This is a genomic window from Paenibacillus amylolyticus, from assembly GCF_051136285.1.
In the GTDB taxonomy this organism is placed as follows: domain Bacteria; phylum Bacillota; class Bacilli; order Paenibacillales; family Paenibacillaceae; genus Paenibacillus; species Paenibacillus amylolyticus_F.
This window is the reverse complement of record NZ_CP194938.1, coordinates 5,660,116-5,678,215: the sequence shown is the minus strand read 5'-3', so window position 1 is coordinate 5,678,215 and position 18,100 is coordinate 5,660,116. Positions and strand designations below refer to the sequence as shown.

Here is an 18,100-nt window from a genome sequence, read left to right as displayed (position 1 = left end):
AAACTCAGAATACTCTGTCTGTGAATTTAACCTTCTGATCGAATGACAATATGTCCGTTAATATACTTACACATAAGCAGGGACCTCAAGCCATAATCGGCAAGAGATCCCTGTTCCCATTTGTGGTATATGACAAACTGTCACATCTTTATTATAAATCCAACCATACTAAGTCCAGCTGTTTCACTGAAATAAGCCATAAGCGAAGTAATTGTTTTAGCAAACGATGACGAGAAAGCAAAGTTAAGCACGATTTCTAGGACATCTCAAAGATTAATTTATTCTATTATTTGCGGCTAATATTTATTTTTTTTACTGTGCCATCGTACCCCACCTTATACACGATTCCTTTAGAACTGGATTTGAATACAAACTCCTTCCCCACTTTACCCGAAAAGAAATCATAAAAAGGTAAATATAGTAGCTTATTTTTTTTACCTGTATATCCATCAAATACGTATATAACTTGTCCAGTATCACCCCAAGTTAAATAATACAACCGATTATTATCATATCCTAGAGGTTGAATACCATTAATAGTGTTAAATGTTTTTCTCTTCTGACTATTCAAATCTACTAATATACCTTTGGAATTATTTGGCCCATCCTCCTCAAAAAACAGCATGTTATTAAAAATCTCATAGCTATCTATCTTTTGCGAGGAAATAACCTTAGTCCCTGTACCGTCTAACTTCATACGATATAATTTTCCATTATTACGGTCAACATAATATACGTGTCCTTTATAAATCTTAAAAGGCGCTCCGACTACATTAAAAGTAGAATTAGGCCGAATAATCTTTTCATCTGTTCCATCCATTTTCATTGAGCCAAAGGACATAGGCGCATCAACATCCATACCTTTTTTCCTTTTCAAAAAATAAATCGTATCTCCTGCAATCTGAAAATGGAGATAATCTGCATCCTTACTTACATAAGTGAACGCTGAGCCATCCTTTTTGATTTTAACAATGTGAGCAAATGACTCGGAAGTCCCGTCCAATAGCAAAAAGTACACCCACTCCCCCACCAATTTCGAAGTTCGAATTTCCGTTGGAGAATTAAATATTACTTTGCTTTCGCTGCTTGTAGATGTTGTAAAAAAAATTTCACTCCCTGAGGTATTGGGAATATAACCCTCCCATACTAGAGATTGAGATTCTCCTGAATCTTCCGCACCGTATGCAGGCACAACGCCAAACAACATGGTTACACTTAACAACGCAATCAACCATTTCCTTCTCATTTTCGTCTCCCTAAAATATGTATTTTTCCTACATTTTCTATTGTAAATTGGATTCATAAATAGAACAATCATTTCACTCTACATCTGGCACACTCTCCGTTATCACTTGTCCTTCAAATCAACCTCCCGCACTCCTTCGGAAATCTCCGTCACAAAATAACTACAGACCCATATGTAAATGAAGTGAGCATAAGCATAAGTCACTTTAGATAAAAGAACCTCTCGCCAACATGGCAAGAGGTTCTTTTCTGTGTTTTGAAATTGATATATTATTAAATTCCACTAAGTGATGGTAAGACCACCACTTGCATATCCTGCAATGGTTGAAGCCACATCAATTCCAGCCGTCACTGATGCGGAGAAGACCATAAGCAGACGGTCACCAGCGGCTACTGGAATACTCAGACCTGTGGTCAACCCACTAGAGATTGTGCCTAATGACAAAACGCCAGTCAATGGAGGAGATAAGGTTACCACTGCACCCGGTACAGCTGTAAAGGTGTTATTAGGTGTAGCAGAACGAAATAATTGTGCGGTTATGGTTACTGTAGATCCGACCAAGCTAAGTCCAGCTGTCGTACTGAAATAAGCTGCCAGCGAAGTAATCGTCCCTGCACGAGATGCCGAGAAAGCAAAGTTAAGCAACGTGCCTGCAGCACCTGTGAGATCAATAATTCCTCCGTTAACCGTTACTCCTGTTGCACTGTTGCCAAAACCGACCAAGCTGGAGGTATTCAAAAGTCCACCTAAAACGGTAGTTAATGATGCTGGAAGGCCTGATGCATAAGGGACGATTGCTCCAGAACCTGTTGCCCCGGTTGTTCCCGCCACTCCGGTTGCTCCAGTCACGCCGGTTGCTCCGGCCACTCCGGTTGCTCCAGTCACGCCGGTTGTTCCCGCCACGCCCGTTGCTCCAGTCACGCCCGTTGTTCCCGCCACGCCCGTTGCTCCAGTCACGCCCGTTGTTCCCGCCACGCCGGTTGCTCCAGTCACGCCCGTTGTTCCCGCCACGCCCGTTGCTCCAGTCACGCCCGTTGCTCCAGTCACGCCCGTTGTTCCCGCCACGCCGGTTGCTCCAGTCACGCCCGTTGCTCCAGTCACGCCCGTTGTTCCCGCCACGCCCGTTGCTCCAGTCACGCCCGTTGTTCCAGTCACGCCCGTTGTTCCCGCCACGCCGGTTGCTCCAGTCGCACCCGTTGTTCCCGCCACGCCGGTTGCTCCAGTCACGCCCGTTGTTCCAGCTACTCCGGTTGCTCCAGTCGCACCCGTTGTTCCCGCCACGCCGGTTGCTCCGGTCACGCCCGTTGTTCCCGCCACGCCGGTTGCTCCAGTCGCACCCGTTGTTCCCGCCACGCCGGTTGCTCCGGTCACGCCCGTTGTTCCCGCCACGCCGGTTGCTCCAGTCGCACCCGTTGTTCCCGCCACGCCGGTTGCTCCGGCCACGCCCGTTGTTCCCGCCACGCCGGTTGCTCCAGTCGCACCCGTTGTTCCCGCCACGCCGGTTGCTCCGGTCGCACCCGTTGTTCCTGTTGTCCCACCTGTTGCTCCTGCAGGACCTGTTGCGCCTGTTGCGCCTGTAGCTCCAGTGATACTCGGGATCTCACCCAGCAATTCAGAAGAAACTAAACGATGTGCTGTTACCAGAGAGCCTGTGCTACTTTTCCCCCATACAGACACTTGAACAGGATCATTAATCGTCTCTGATGTAGTGAAAATAAACTCGAACGCATCCAAATTGGCAAAGTAGTTGTTAGTGATCACTTGATTGGGTGCAATGTCGAAAGATTCACTAACATACAGAACTCTCAACCCAGCACTCATGTAATAGCCTTGTATTTGTACAGTTGAGACGGTAACATCACTGCGATTATCAATTTTGACTGTTAAAGTTTGCGTCGGTCTTACACCACTAACTGCATTATTTTCAATCGGCCCTGTCGATAAAAAGCTCATCGCTATATTCCCTTCTTTCGAAAAAAGTCTTATTTGTTAGATGTTCTTAACTGTTTTTTCGTGCTCCACTACCCGGTGTGCATCTACCAATTGTCCTGACGCCTGTTTGCCCCACACTGAAATCCCGACTTCTCCCACACTTTCCTCACTTGTTTCAAAAACAAACTCAAAAGCATCCAAATTGGCAAAATAATTACGGGTCACTTCTTCATTAGGTGCGATACTAATCAGTTCACTCACATACAGCGTTCTTGTTGTACTTAGGACATATCCCTGAATAGATACCGTTACCGCATCCACAGAAGCTCGACTTACCAATCTAATCGTCACCTGTTGCGTTGCTCTAACACCGGAAACGGCATTATTCTCGATAGGCCCAGTTGATAATATAGCCATTTATCCCATCCCACCTTTTTGTGAACCTCTCACTCTAGCAATATTTGGTTTCCTGCATCACATAATAGTAATATTCGGCTACTCATCCAGAGGTGTGGACATAAGACAGGGGACAGTTCACCATTATCGATCAACAACTACCATCTGCGCTTAGAGTTTCAGCCAAAAAGCCTTGAAAATAGGTTTAACCTGAAGCAAAGACAAAATGACCGTTCCTCTATCAATGAAGAGGACACGGCCATCACTTGGAACATCTTATTTCTTATCAACTTGATCGTTCTTACCTCGGAATATACTTCTGTGTATCTATAACCTGACCAGACGTATTACCAAGCTGCGCGAAGATTTCCCCCTTTTTGTGCTGCATATGAAGTAATTAACGTGCCACCCAACCTTTTTTTACAATTTTTGATAGAAAGTGATTGTATTGTCGCTGAAATGTGATATGATATCGTCAAATATACAAACAATTTAAAACAAAAATGAAAAATAATTACATTGTAAAAAATCCCAATTATTCATCCCATTCTCTTCTAAAACCATTCTATTGAAAGCGATTACAAAGAACAACCGGGCAATTTATATTTGTTTTCTCGCCAAAGTATCTCCATACCCATCCTCGGGTGATGACTATCAACGTGCATCAGTAAACAGGTACACAATCTGCATGTTGTATGGTTTAAGCCATATATTCCTCATCATGAACAGACAATTATTTCTTCTCTGAAGGGAGGTGTCATAAAGAACTTTAAATTCTTCATTTTCATGCTTCATACTTCATTTCTCATCTCTGCTTTCTCATCCAAACTTCTCGGGTTCAACCATTCATGTTAATTCGATTACACACCAATCCAATGGAGGCGAACGTATGATTCGTAAACCAATAGCCCTGCTGATGTCACTAATTCTGGTTTTTTCCATTCTACCTGCCGAGTCCAGCCATGCAGCGAATAATGCTGTTGCCAAAACACCTGTGAATGCCAATCCGCTTGTTGATCACAAATTGGGCGCTGACCCTTACGTGCTTGTCCATAACAATCGGGTCTACGTCTACATGACAGGTGATACCTTCCTCTACAACAATGATGGCTCTGTCCGCGAAAATAACTACGGCACCATCGGAAGAATCAGCGTAATCTCCTCGGCTGACATGGTAAACTGGACTGACCACGGCTATATTCCGGTAGCCGGTGCAAACAATGCTAACAATGGACAAGGCATTGCCAGATGGGCAAGCCAGTCCTGGGCGCCAGCAATGGCCAAGAAAACAATTGCAGGCAAAGATAAGTTTTTCCTGTATTTCGCCAACTCCGGTGCAGGAATCGGTGTTCTGACAGCGGATTCCCCTATTGGCCCATGGTCTGATCCAATCGGACGGGCACTTGTTACCCATGGAACTCCTGGGATGTCGGGCGTGACTTGGCTCTTTGACCCGGCTGTGCTTGTCGATGACGATGGCTCCGCTTATCTGTATGCTGGTGGCGGTATTCCGAACGATACTAATGCAGCTTCCATTGCGAATCCAAAAACAGCACGTGTTATTCGTCTTGGCGCCGATATGACCAGTGTGGTTGGCAGCGCTACGACTATTGATGCACCTTATATGTTTGAAGATTCAGGTATCCATAAGTACAACGGCAAATATTACTACTCGTATTGCATCAACTTCGCAGGAAACCATCCGGCAGCCTACCCGAAAGGTGAAATCGGATATATGGTGAGTGACAGCCCAATGGGGCCTTTCACATACAAAGGACACTTCCTCAAAAATCCGGGTACATTCTTCGGTGTAGGTGGCAACAACCACCATGCCGTGTTCCAGTTCAATAACCAATGGTATGTCGCGTATCATGCACAAACAGTAAGCAAAGCCTTCCTCGGGGATGGCAAGGGATATCGTTCCACCCACATCAACAGGCTGACGCATAATGCAGACGGATCGATTCAGGAAGTACAGGGTAACATGACCGGTGTGTCTCAAACAGCTAACCTTAATCCGTATAACAGAGTGGAAGCCGAGACGATTGCTTGGCAAGCTGGTATTAATACACAACCGACTCAAGCAAGCGGTGGACCAACAGCCAACCAAAATGTGACAAATATCAATAATGGCGACTGGGTTGCTGTAAGCAATGTGGATTTCGGTTCAACGGGTGCTTCAAAATTCAAGGCAAACGTGGCTTCTACTGGAAATGGTAACATTGAACTCCGCCTTGGTAGTCCGACAGGTACGCTAATCGGCACACTTAACGTCACTTCAACGGGTGGCATGCAGAACTGGCGTGAGCTCGAAACCAATATCACCAATACAACGGGACGTCATCATCTGTATCTGGTGTTTACAGGCTCAGGTAACGGAAATCTGTTCAATCTGGATTATTGGCAGTTCACCTCCGGTTCTGGAGGTAATCCAAACCCAAATCCGAACCCGAATCCCAATCCAAACGTTACTCGAGTTGAAACGGAAAGCATGACCCTTGGCGGGCAATATGCCGGGCTGATCAGTTCTCCTTTTAACGGCGTGGCGCTCTATGCGAACAATGATTTTGCGGGTTACAATCAATTCTTTGCTAACCCCACACATCAGTTCTCTCTTCGGGGTGCTTCTAACAACAATAGTACTGCCCGTGTCGATCTGGTGATTGGTGGGGTAACTGCCGGTTCATTCTTTTTTACCGGAACCCAACCAACGGTGCAAACCTTGCCAAATATCACACACGCCACAGGTAATCAGGAAATCAAACTGGTTGTAACAACGGATAATGGTACCTGGGATGCTTACATCGATTATCTTGAAATTTCGTAATAATTTATAAAGATCTGTGATTTCTGATATTTCAGGAGGATAGTTATGTGGAAAAAAATCGGTTTGCTCCTGCTTACACTTCCTTTGCTGTTAACATCACTACCATCGGGTCATCAGACTGTCTCTGCGGCAACCTTTAACAACCCGGTCATTTATGCAGATGTGCCGGACAGTGATGTCATTCGAGTGGGCAATACCTTTTACATGACCAGTACAACCATGCATATGAACCCAGGCGTTCCTGTCATGAAGTCAACCGATCTGGTCAACTGGAGCATTGTGAACTATGTATATAACACACTTGGCAACGGTGATGTCCAGAATCTGAATAATGGCCAGAACGAATATGGTCGCGGTTCTTGGGCCAGCAGTCTCCGCTACAACAATGGCACCTATTATGTCGCCTTTGGCTCACTTTCAACGGGAAAAACATACATCTATCAGACCAACAACATCGAGAACGGGCCGTGGACGCCATATACCTTGAACAGCTATTATCATGATCCATCCCTTCTCTTCGACGGGAACCGCACATTTCTTGTACATGGTAGCGATAACATCAGCATCGTCGAGTTGACACCTGATGCCAAGGCTGTGAAGTCCGGCGGTTTGAATCAGGTGCTGATCTCCAATGCAAGCAATATTGCTGGCTCCAATATGATTGTAAAGGCAGAAGGGGCACACATTCAGAAAATCAATGGCATGTATTACGTATTTCTGATCGCCTGGCCCTCAGGGGATGGACGAATCCAGCTTGCCTATCGCGCAAATTCATTGACAGGGCAATACACTGGCAAAGTGGTATTAAGAGATTCCGGCATCGCACAAGGCGGTATCGTGGATACCGCTTCAGGTTCATGGTACGGCTTGCTGTTCCGTGATAACGGTGCTGTTGGACGTATCCCGTACCTTGTTCCAGTCACATGGTCCGATAACTGGCCTGTATTCGGGGTCAACGGCAAAGTGCCTCTGACAATGAATATGCCTGTTGAAGGACAGGCGCCTGCCAAAATCTTCGGCTCAGATGAGTTTAATGCAGCTTCGGGTACATTAAGTCTCTCGAAGTTCTGGCAATGGAATCATAATCCTGATCCGGCAAACTGGTCCTTGAACCAGCGTCCCGGCTTCATGCGGTTAACCACAGGCAAACTCAGCAAAAATCTGCTCGAAGCCCGTAATACACTGACACAACGTACGTTCGGGCCAAAAAGTACAGGCATTACCGCTTTGGAAACGGCAGGCATGAAGGATGGTGATTATGCCGGTCTGGCTGCTTTTCAGGCCAAATATGGCTTTGTTGGTGTCAAGATGACGGGCAATACCAAGTCTATTGTAATGACCAATGCCAGTTCCGGTACGATGACCGAAGTTGCAAATGTACCCCTGAATCAGAACAAAATTTATCTGCGGGTCATTTGTGACTTCACAAACCGAACGGATAAAGCTTATTTTGCCTATAGTCTAAATGGAACGAACTGGACAACGATTGGCAATACACTGCAAATGTCGTATACGTTGCCACACTTCATGGGTTATCGCTTTGCGTTGTTCAACTACGCAACCAAATCTGCCGGAGGATATACTGATTTTGATTTCTTCCGTGTGGAGTAAACGCGATTATAGTAATGGTGAGCTTACCAGTTAGCACTCCGTACTTCGAGTTAAACTATGGCCTGGAACTCCGCTATGTGCGGAGCCAGGTCATTTTCATTTTTTTGAAAAACATCTCACTTGAAAGCTTGGATATATTGAATATACGCTTTAGCACTTTGATCAATCTCTTCATCACTTGCCTGAAATGAGGCACCAAAAACAGCATAATGCGGCAATGCCGTAACGCCCACATGATTCACGCTCGCTTGGAATGGTGCGATCAGCTCTTCGACACTAAAACCTACAGGCCGTCCTTTTCCGTAATTCTCCTGCTTATCCCCGATTGTCATTGCCAGCCCCATCTGCTTTCCGTGCAATCGATTCCCCTCTGATCCGTAAGCCCATCCGTGAGTGAACACATCATCCAGCCATTTTTTGAGCAGCGGCGGGTAACTGTACCAATAGAACGGAAACTGCAAAATAATATGATCATGTGCCTCCAGCAACTCCTGCTCACGAATCACATCGATATTCCAGTCCGGATAGGCTTGGTATAATTCGTGAATATGTACATGCTCTGCGTGCTTCTCCAGCTCCATTTTCCAGCGGCGATTTACTCTTGAAGTTGTCATATTCGGATGTGCCAAAATAACGAGTGTTTTCATTCCATTCATTCCTCTCTCCAAAACAGATTGAAATTTCATTTCTTGATTACGGATCATTATCCGCCACGTCAGACCAAAAGAAAATACACACAATGAAGTAAGATTCTTACCTCAAGGTGTGTATGGACTTCGGCTTTACAGTTATGAGAAAATAAATAGTTATCCCTGTGAAAACGTAAATATAAACGGAGGTGACATATATGAAACAATACCGTTTGGGCATTGAAGCTACGCTCGAAATCATTGGCGGCAAGTGGAAAGCAATCATCATCTGTTTATTAATGTCGGGTGTCAAAAGAACCGGAGAATTGGAGCGCAGCATGCCCGGCATATCACAAAAAGTACTGATTCAACAATTACGTGAACTGGAACGTGACGGCTTGGTCACAAGACATGTTTATCAGCAAATGCCGCCCAAGGTCGAGTATAGTCTTACAGCATATGGCGTAACAGCCAATACAATCGTAGATGTGATGTGTACTTGGGGAAGAGATAACATTGCGCTCAGGCAGCAACGCGGCGAAGAAATTGTCCTGCTGTCCGATGACAATAATGATTAAGTATTCCACAGTTCCCTCTCACTCTTCCCTCTTCACATGAGCAAAGTGAGCCAGAAGTATGAAACATCCCTCATTCAACCTTCATCCTCTATATACTACCTGTATAGTAAAATATAATTATTATAATTAATAATCGGATGTAGATTGGATTAGTTATTTACGAAACTCATTTATCATAACTCATTTACCGAGATATCAAGACACTTGAGTTAATCCAATCTGTGTCGCGAGGAGGTTTTTTTGAATGAAGAACTATATTGTGTTTGGTGCCAGTAAAGGATTGGGCGACGCATTTGTCAGAGGTGTACCACAGGCAGGAGATAAAGTCTGGGTTGTATCCCGCAGCAAACCAGAGAGTCTGCAACTGGAAGATGATGTACAGCGAATATGGATTCAGGCGGATCTCTCTGAGCTTCAGAGCGCTAAACAGATTGCGGAACAGCTGCGTAACGAAACGTTGGATGTGCTTATATATAACGTAGGTATTTGGGAAAAGGAAGGATTTGAGGAACACTACACCTTTGATCAGGATAAGCCTTCCGATATTCAAGAGCTGATCCATGTGAATATAACGTCCACAATTGTATGCATTCAAGCTCTACTGCCTCAGCTTCGCAAGTCTGAAGCAGGAAAGATCATTCTCATCGGCTCCACGGCCGGGTTAAACAATGCGGGCAGCACTCAGGTTTCTTTTGTTGCCTCCAAGTTTGCGATCCGTGGAATTACAGAGGCGTTGAGAGAACATACTCGGCGGGATCGCATTGCGGTAACTTGTATTAATCCGGGAGAACTGGCAGCAGAGATCCCGTACGAAGAAGGAATAGAACGCGCGCTGTCAGAGTATGACGGAACCCGCATTCCTGTTCAAGATATGGTATCCATCGTCCGGTGTATCGTCAGCCTGTCCAAAGCGGCTTGTGTGAAAGAAATTAACGTTCCCGCTCTTACCGATATGAATACGTGATAGCGTAATAGAAAGCGCTGATTCTATCGAATCTGGTTGCTGTATCTTTACGTTAAATATCGGGATATATGCTCAATCGCCATCGACTGTACTCGTTGTTGTTCAGGAATATGTTCATAGATGACATGTGACTTCCCCTGTTGGATGAGCTGTTCCCGCATAGCTGCAATGCGCCCTTTATTAAAATCAATAAAACGAAAATCCACCTGTCTAAGCTGCTCAAGCTCTGCCATTTTAACAAAAGATGTTGCTTTGAGGGCCGTGTTGATCTCTTTCAGCTCCAAGACTTCCAGTGCGCTAGCCGTCCATAAACCCTCCATATCTTGAAGTGATTTCATATAAACCAGTTCAAGTTGTCTGAGCCGAGGCATCTGCGAAAAATCACAACATTGTTCCAGCTTGGGCAAGGAAACATGCAGATACTCAAGCCCCTGCATCTGCTCCAGTCCCTTGATACTCATCAGTTTTCGCACCGAGCTAAGCTTGAGCATCCGAATGGTTGTCTGGGCGAGTACATCCAGCTCGCCTTTTAACTCACACTGATCAAGGGACAGATACTGGAGGTTTGGTAGTTCTGTTAACAACTCAAGATCATCTACCAAACAGTTCAGGGTAAGGGTCTCCAGACTTTTACATTTTTCTATGGAGATCAAGTTTTTGAATTTTCCATGGAGTTCAAGATAGGTTAAATCTCTGTAGTATTCAATAAAACTCAGATCCGTTGCTTTTGCGGCTGAATTCACTCTAAGGAAGACGAGTTGCTTCAATGCTCCCAGAATCGTCAAATCCTGCACCTGCGAACAATCTAGCTGTAAGGCAAATACATGTTTCAACTGTGCTAATCGTCCGAGAAAAATGGATGTATATTTCGCTTTGAGATCGGCATTCGATATGTGAAGAATCAGATCAGGCCTGACTGTGAAAACATTCATATCCAATTCGGTCAAATCCTCATACGTATCCACGCCAACCCGAAAATGAACTGTTGCCCTGCGGCGCAAATGCTGCACCGCCTGGTTCATTTTTTCTTCATTCCAGGGCATCCCCTGTATGGAAGCATGCCAAAATTGAGTCATTACCCTTCCCCCTGTCCTGTTCCGTCCAGTTCACATCATGCATTTTCATTCAACCTAATGCCGACGATTAAGAATGTCATTAGATTACAAACATTTATAAACATATTATACCAAACCAATCTCTCATCTGTGACCTGGAGTTTTCTTAATTCTTTTTTAATTCGACAAAAATATACACAAATCTATATTATATGCCGACATATAACTCAGAAGTTTTGAACTTCGTATTAAAAACCTGGGGAGATGGAACATGTTAAACATTTTTAAAAAGCGGGGGAACAGAGGAGCACGCACTTCCAGTATGGCCAACACTTTGGCTGCTGTACTGCTCGTTATCATTGTTGTCGTATTCGCTGTACTGGGAACATTCATGTTCACAAGCACAAGAAACATTCTGGTTAAACAGCAGGAATCCATGCTCCAGACCAAAACACAAGCCATTGTCAGTGAGTTCGACGCACTATTTAAAGAAAAAGGCTCACTGGTTAAACAAATGTCCACTAACAAATTATTCAAGGAATACATAGAAACAACGAAATCAGCATCAGAAGCAGCCACTTCTACTTATGCTGCAGAAACAAGGGAAACACTGGCTAAGATTGTGGAAGCAGAACCTTCATTCAACGATGCCTGGATTGCCGGCATGGATGGTAAAGGCTTCTGGCTGCAAAATGACGGAGTTGTTTCTGCACCGGATTTCGATATTCAGGTACGTCCTTACTACCAGCCGGTAAAAGACGCTGACGGGCTTTATTTCTCCGATCCGTACATTGACATCTCGGCAGGCAAAGTACTCATGGGTATTTTTTATCCAATCAAGGATGATAACAACAACATGATTGGCTTTGCCGCAGCAGATATTCTGTTTAGTAATATCCCGAGTATTATGAAGAGCTACTCGCTGGGGGAGACAGGTTATTCCATTTTGTTATCCAAGAATGGGGATATTCTGTATCATCCAGATGAGAGTAAAGTGTTGAAGGAAAACATCCTGAAGACCACTGGTGACATGGGTGAGGTTGGTAAAAAAATGATGGCTGGTGAATCTGGCATCCAGCTTATAAACGACAATGGGGAACGTCGTTACATCGGGTATGCAACCAGCAAAGACACCGGATGGTCCGTAGGTCTGACGATTACAGAGAAGGAAGTTCTAGAAGAGCTCAGAACATTCACCTGGATTACACTTGGCGGGTTTGCTGCAGCTGCAATTCTTCTGGTCATTATCAGCTACATTACTCTGCGTCGTCTATTGCGCACCATACCGCAGCTATTGGGTAAAATCAAGCAGATTGAGCAAGGTGATCTGACAGTTAAACTGGATATCGAATCCAATAATGAAATTGGACAGATTGCCACTGGCCTGAATTCCATGGTGCAGAAAATTCAAGGCATGCTACAAATCGTTGGTAATTCAGCTCAAGTGCTGAATCATTCATCCAATGACCTGCAATCGATATCCTCAAGAACAGCTTTAACGATGAATGATACATCTACGGCGATCAATGAGATTGCAAATGCAACTAATTATCAGTCAATCGAAACGGAAAACATTTTACGTAAAACTGGCTCGTTATCAAACCAAATTGATGAGATTGCATCAGATGCACGAGCCATGGGATCTATGGTGCAGACATCTGTTGATCAAAGTGGTCAAGGACTCGCGGTTGTGGAGCAATTATCCAAATGGTCGTTGGAGAACCATAACTCTACCCAATCCATCTCCTCTATTATTCAAGAGATCGATCTGAGCCGGAATGAAATATCAAGTTTTGTGGATACGGTGAAACAAATTGCTTCTCAAACGAACCTGCTGGCTCTTAATGCTTCCATTGAAGCTGCGCGTGCCGGAGAACATGGCAGAGGATTCGCTGTCGTTGCAGAAGAAGTACGCAAGCTTGCGGAACAAACCGCTCTAGCTACAGAGGAAATCAACAAAAAAGTAAGTGTCATTGAAGAGAAAACTTCTTTGTCGGTTGAACACACCATGCGAGGTATGAAGATTGCGGAAGAGAATACCAAGTCTGTAGAAGACACCAAACAAGTATTTTACAGCATCAATAAAGACTTGGAAGAATTGAAACTGCGCATGGCGCAGATCACCAACAACACTGCTAATGTACATCAACACAAAGATGAAATATTCCAAGCGCTGGAGATTATCTCCTCTACCACGGAAGAGAACTCTGCCTCCACGGAAGAAGTGAGCGCGAGTACGCAGGAACAACTGGAAAATATTCAACAAGTGGCGGATCTGTCGAATCAGTTGAATCAACTTTCGACCAAACTGCAGGATGAACTAAGCCATTTCAAGGTGGAATAAGGACTACTGATCTACTGTTCTCCTGCTCTTCTCTTATGTCCGCGATGCATTTATTATTAAAGCATATGCGCACGAAGAGCACTGGAGGCTGATGGACTTATCATGAGATTTGCAAAACGAATGGATCACTTTAGTGAAGGCATCTTCACCAAATTGCTAGATATCAAGCGTCGCCGGCTGGAGAACGGACAGCCCGTCATCGATCTTAGCGTCGGAACACCAAACATCCCGCCGGCCCCGCACATTATGAAGGCACTCAGTGAAGCGACTGCTGATCCGGCCAACTACATCTATGCGGTTAACGATCAGAAGGAACTGCTTCAGGCGGCAAGTGACTGGTACAAGCAGCGGTATGAAGTCGAACTGGACCCACAAACAGAAATCTGCTCGCTGCTCGGTTCGCAGGAAGGACTTGCACACATCTCCCTCTCGATTGTAGATGAAGGTGATCTAGTTCTTGTGCCCGACCCCTGTTATCCAGTGTTTGCAGATGGGCCTCTTCTGGCCGGAGCTGAGCTATATTACATGCCGCAAAAAGAGGAACATAACTATATCCTCCAATTGCAAGACATCCCGGAATCCGTGGCCGAACGAGCTAAATTCATGATTGTATCGTATCCGAACAATCCAACAACAGCGATGGCCCCAGACTCCTTTTATGAGGATTTGATCACTTTTGCCAAAACATACGATATTATCGTGCTGCATGATAATGCCTATAGCGAGCTAGTGTTTGACCAAAAAACATGCGGTAGCTTTCTGGCTTATCCGGGTGCCATGGATGTGGGAATTGAATTCAACTCCCTGTCCAAAACGTACGGACTGGCTGGAGCACGAATCGGTTTTTGTATGGGAAACAAGGCGATTGTCTCGATGCTGAAAAAGCTGAAATCCAATATGGATTACGGCATGTTTATCCCCATCCAGAAGGCAGCAATTGCCGCCATTACAGGTGACCAAAGGGATGTGGAGCGGGTAAGATCCATCTATGAAGAACGACGGGATATGCTGTGTGAAGGTTTCGCCAAACTGGGATGGCCGATCAGTAAACCGGAAGCTACGATGTTCATCTGGACACGGATTCCCGCGCACTACAACACATCAGAGCAATTTGCCACGGATCTCGTTACCCAGGCAGGTGTCATTGTGACACCTGGCAGTGCCTTCGGGCCTTCAGGTGAAGGATACGTCCGATTTGCGCTGGTACAGGACCTAGAGCAACTGCAACAAGCCCTTCACTATGTTGAAGCGAGCGGTATGCTCGTTCCTGAAAAATAGTCTGACAGGATGTAGTACACTTGTAATACAAATGTAGACCAAATTAAAAAGCACCAAACCCGTCTCATCAGGGTTTGGTGCTTTTTGTTGCTTCCATTTTCACTTCATCGCTTTGCGCCAATTCGAACGGTACATCAGATACAGGAAGTACGGTGTACCGATGATTGCAATGAGAATACCTGACGGAATTTCGGTTGGAGCCATCACCGTTCTGCCAATCGTATCTGCGAGCACCAGCATAACGGCTCCGGCCAGCGCGGACAGAAACATGGACTGTCTCAGTTTGTGTCCCGTCAGCAGACGAACCATATGTGGTGCAATCAGACCGATAAATCCAACCGTCCCGACACAAGCAACAGCCCCGGCCGCCAGCAATACTCCCACAGCCATCGCCAGCAGGCGAGTGCGGCGGACATTCAGGCCCAGTCCGGAAGCACTGTTGTCGTCAAAGACAAGCAGTTCAAATCTGCGAGCAAGCCACCAGGCCACTGGCACCAGAATGAGCAGGAATAGACCGATAACCTTGACCTGATCCCAAGTGCGGGCATACGTGCTACCCGTCAGCCAGATATAACCACTGCTGCCATACACGGCTCCGCGTACAATCAGAATCTGAATACCAGCGCCAGCAATAGCTGACATCGCAATACCCAGCAATACAACCGCAGATGGATTCAAGCCTTTTTTCCAGGAGAGTGAAAATACAACCGCAGCGGCAATGGCGGCACCCGTGATGGCGGCGATAGGCAAGATGAACATCGGCAGTCCAGGCCATAGGATGAACACCATCATAGCACCAAGCCCCGCGCCGGAGGATACACCCACAATCGATGCATCAGCAAGCGGATTCCGCACAGCCATCTGGATAAGTACCCCGCTGATCGCGAGGGCCGCCCCTGCTCCAGCAGCCACCAAAGTACGCGGGATTCGAAGCTGAACAATTCCCGAGAACATTCCATCTGACTGGAACAAACTTGGCAACAACTCGGCTAACGGAATACGCATTCCACCGAACATCGTACTGAGCAGCACCAACCCCATTGTAATGACGGAAAAAAGAATAGCTACAGGCATAAAGGCAAATCGGCGCACACGTCCACCTGTGCTCATGGATGTTGTCATTCCGGCTCCATTCCCGGCTTTCATACGCGTCAGCACCAGCCATATCAGCCAAGGCGCACCAATAATCGCCATAACAGCACCCGTTGGCAGCTCCATACTGGAATTGCGTATCATTTTGGCAAGTACATCTGCTCCCACCAGCAACGCTGCTCCCCAGATGAATACACCGGGAATCAGGAGACGATTAGAGCGAACTCCGCTTAGGCGAACCAAATGCGGAGCGACCAGACCGACAAAGCCGATCGGTCCAATGACGCTAACGATCACTGCAGCCAAAATAACGGCAATGATCAGTCCGCCTGTTCGAGCAAGTCCAACTCTTTGCCCCAAAGAGGATGCGGTTGATTCATCCAATTCCAGCATATCCCACTGTTTGGACAGGAGTAGCGCCAGTAGCGTTATTCCCGTAACCCAAGGCCAGACATAACTCACACCTGTCCAGTCATTCTGGACGAGCGTGCCAGAACCCCACAGGAATAAACCTTGTGTTTCCATCGAGAAAAAAATATGCAAGGCGCTTGTAAACGATCCAAGCACCATCGACACAATCATACCGGATAACGCCAGTCGTACCGGCGTTGACGTACGCCCGCCGCCCATAAAATAAGCCGCGAATGCTGCAAGCAGGCCGCCCATCGCAGCAAAAAGAAACGGCGACTGGCTCAGTACACCTGGAAAAAGAATGGCGCCGAGCACCACGACAAAATATGCACCCGCATTAATCCCAAGCGTGTCCGAGGCTGCAAGCGGGTTCCGGGTAATAATCTGTAACAGCGCACCGGCAACAGCCAGTGCACCTCCTGCAAGAATACCGATCACGGTACGCGGCATACGCAAATCCCGTACCATATTATGTTCAAGGGTATTCTGTCTGTTCGTAAGCGCGCCCCAAACGTCATGCAACGAAATAGCTGCTTCCCCATAACATAAACTTACAAAAAAAAGCACGATAAGGGCGGTCAGACCGCCCCCATAGATGCTTATCATTCGCCAGTTCATGGCTGACTTTATTCCTTGTTGAGACAGACTCATTTGGTAATCGCCTCAACTACACCGTCAACCAGTACTTTGGAAGAAATCGGGCCGCCAAATGTCCATGTCGTACTTCCCAGTTGATACGTACGCTTTTCCTTCACAAAGTTCAGACCGTTCCACACCGAATTGTTTTTCATCGCTGTACCAAAGACGTCATCGTCTGGTTGCGTAATATAGATAAAATTGCTGTCCTGTACTGTGGATAAAGATTCAATACCTACCGTAGAGAAACCATAGTTTTCAAGTTTGTCCGGCTGCCAATCATTCACCATCCCAATTTTGTTCAAGGTACCCGCTACAACCGAATTGTCGCTGAACATACGCAGGGAAGCTGCATTTTGATAGGTGAATGCCTGTGTCAGTACAAAGTGGAAATTTTCTTTTCCAGCTGCAGTCAGCTTTTCTTTGGCTTCCACATAATGCTGATCCAGGTTGTTCAGCACTTCTTTTGCTTTATCTTCTTTACCCAGAGCTGTTGCAATTGTATTAAAAATGGTCGTCATTTTATCATAGTTATACCCGTCACCGTCGTATGGATCAAACTCCAGCGTTGGAGCAATAGCTTTCAACTGGTCATAAACGTTTGAATTGTTGTCTGCATTGGCAATGATTAGATCCGGCTTAAGTGCTGCAATAGCTTCCATATTTGGCTCACTGCGTGTTCCGATATCCGTAACGCTATCATCCAGAGCAGCTTCGCCCGTTACATACACTTTATAGTTGGCATTATCTGCATTACCGACAGGCTGAACGCCTAAAGCAACAACGTCCTCTGTGTAAGTCCACTCCAGTGTCACGACACGTTTAGCGGGCTTGTCCAATGTCAATTCCCCGCGTTTATGCTGCACGGTAACCGGGCCAGCAGACTCTTCAGCAGGAGCACCACCCGTAACCGTATTTTTACTTGGTTCTGTCGTTGTAGCGGCCTTACCGCATCCTGCCAGCACTAAAACAAATGCCATCATGATTAACAGTGCATGTAACCTTTTTTTCATATCCCTTATCTCCTCTATTTGTATGTATTTATATGATAATAATTATCATTATCACTCATTGAATTCTTTTTTGTCAACGTTGCCTCAT

General features: G+C 45.8%; 13 protein-coding genes. 6 read left to right on the top strand and 7 right to left on the bottom strand.

The window, feature by feature from the left end:
- Nucleotides 1-286 precede the first annotated feature (286 nt).
- The 3 genes from ACR8BL_RS24670 to ACR8BL_RS24660 form a co-directional block, all read right to left on the bottom strand.
- Entirely contained in the window at nucleotides 287-1,246 is a 960-nt protein-coding gene (locus tag ACR8BL_RS24670) for a DUF5050 domain-containing protein (protein WP_434749985.1), read from the bottom strand.
- Between the two features lie 282 nt (nucleotides 1,247-1,528).
- Nucleotides 1,529-3,199 (bottom strand): exosporium glycoprotein BclB-related protein, encoded by a 1,671-nt coding sequence (locus ACR8BL_RS24665; RefSeq protein WP_434749984.1) that lies wholly within the window; start codon nucleotides 3,197-3,199, stop codon nucleotides 1,529-1,531.
- Nucleotides 3,200-3,235: 36 nt separating this feature from the next.
- The gene (locus ACR8BL_RS24660) at nucleotides 3,236-3,595 is read right to left on the bottom strand and encodes a hypothetical protein (RefSeq protein WP_434749983.1); all 360 of its coding nucleotides are present in this window, start codon (nucleotides 3,593-3,595) and stop codon (nucleotides 3,236-3,238) included.
- Between the two features lie 868 nt (nucleotides 3,596-4,463).
- On the opposite strand from ACR8BL_RS24660, the gene ACR8BL_RS24655 reads away from it, so the two are divergent.
- Together ACR8BL_RS24655 and ACR8BL_RS24650 are read left to right on the top strand one after the other, a co-directional pair.
- Entirely contained in the window at nucleotides 4,464-6,401 is a 1,938-nt protein-coding gene (locus tag ACR8BL_RS24655) for a carbohydrate-binding protein (RefSeq protein ID WP_434749982.1), read from the top strand.
- A 45-nt stretch (nucleotides 6,402-6,446) separates the two neighbouring features.
- The gene (locus tag ACR8BL_RS24650; RefSeq protein WP_434749981.1) at nucleotides 6,447-8,012 is read left to right on the top strand and encodes a glycoside hydrolase family 43 protein; all 1,566 of its coding nucleotides are present in this window, start codon (nucleotides 6,447-6,449) and stop codon (nucleotides 8,010-8,012) included.
- A gap of 116 nt (nucleotides 8,013-8,128) precedes the next feature.
- Here the strand turns inward: ACR8BL_RS24650 and ACR8BL_RS24645 are convergent, their stop codons facing one another.
- Nucleotides 8,129-8,659, bottom strand: coding sequence for an NAD(P)H-dependent oxidoreductase (locus ACR8BL_RS24645; protein ID WP_434753237.1), 531 nt, complete (start codon nucleotides 8,657-8,659; stop codon nucleotides 8,129-8,131).
- 200 nt (nucleotides 8,660-8,859) lie between these two features.
- Between ACR8BL_RS24645 and ACR8BL_RS24640 the strand changes: the two genes are divergently transcribed.
- Together ACR8BL_RS24640 and ACR8BL_RS24635 are read left to right on the top strand one after the other, a co-directional pair.
- Complete coding sequence (locus ACR8BL_RS24640; protein WP_434749980.1) at nucleotides 8,860-9,219, top strand: winged helix-turn-helix transcriptional regulator; 360 nt, start codon at nucleotides 8,860-8,862, stop codon at nucleotides 9,217-9,219.
- Nucleotides 9,220-9,463: 244 nt separating this feature from the next.
- Nucleotides 9,464-10,183: an SDR family NAD(P)-dependent oxidoreductase gene (locus ACR8BL_RS24635; RefSeq protein WP_434749979.1), complete on the top strand. Its 720-nt coding sequence runs from the start codon at nucleotides 9,464-9,466 to the stop codon at nucleotides 10,181-10,183.
- A gap of 47 nt (nucleotides 10,184-10,230) precedes the next feature.
- Here ACR8BL_RS24635 and ACR8BL_RS24630 read toward each other — a convergent pair whose 3' ends face one another.
- A complete protein-coding gene (locus tag ACR8BL_RS24630) occupies nucleotides 10,231-11,259 on the bottom strand; it encodes a hypothetical protein (RefSeq protein ID WP_434749978.1) in 1,029 nt (342 codons plus the stop codon).
- A gap of 250 nt (nucleotides 11,260-11,509) precedes the next feature.
- Here ACR8BL_RS24630 and ACR8BL_RS24625 point away from each other — a divergent pair, with 250 nt between their 5' ends.
- Nucleotides 11,510-13,582 carry a methyl-accepting chemotaxis protein gene (locus tag ACR8BL_RS24625; RefSeq protein ID WP_434749977.1) on the top strand — a complete coding sequence of 691 codons (2,073 nt, stop codon included), beginning with the start codon at nucleotides 11,510-11,512 and terminating at the stop codon, nucleotides 13,580-13,582.
- A gap of 102 nt (nucleotides 13,583-13,684) precedes the next feature.
- Nucleotides 13,685-14,860 (top strand): aminotransferase class I/II-fold pyridoxal phosphate-dependent enzyme, encoded by a 1,176-nt coding sequence (locus tag ACR8BL_RS24620; protein WP_434749976.1) that lies wholly within the window; start codon nucleotides 13,685-13,687, stop codon nucleotides 14,858-14,860.
- Nucleotides 14,861-14,959: 99 nt separating this feature from the next.
- Here the strand turns inward: ACR8BL_RS24620 and ACR8BL_RS24615 are convergent, their stop codons facing one another.
- Nucleotides 14,960-16,981 carry an iron ABC transporter permease gene (locus tag ACR8BL_RS24615; RefSeq protein ID WP_434749975.1) on the bottom strand — a complete coding sequence of 674 codons (2,022 nt, stop codon included), beginning with the start codon at nucleotides 16,979-16,981 and terminating at the stop codon, nucleotides 14,960-14,962.
- A gap of 29 nt (nucleotides 16,982-17,010) precedes the next feature.
- On the bottom strand, nucleotides 17,011-18,012 hold the full coding sequence (locus tag ACR8BL_RS24610) for an ABC transporter substrate-binding protein (RefSeq protein WP_434749974.1): 1,002 nt from the start codon (nucleotides 18,010-18,012) through the stop codon (nucleotides 17,011-17,013).
- Nucleotides 18,013-18,100: the final 88 nt, after the last annotated feature.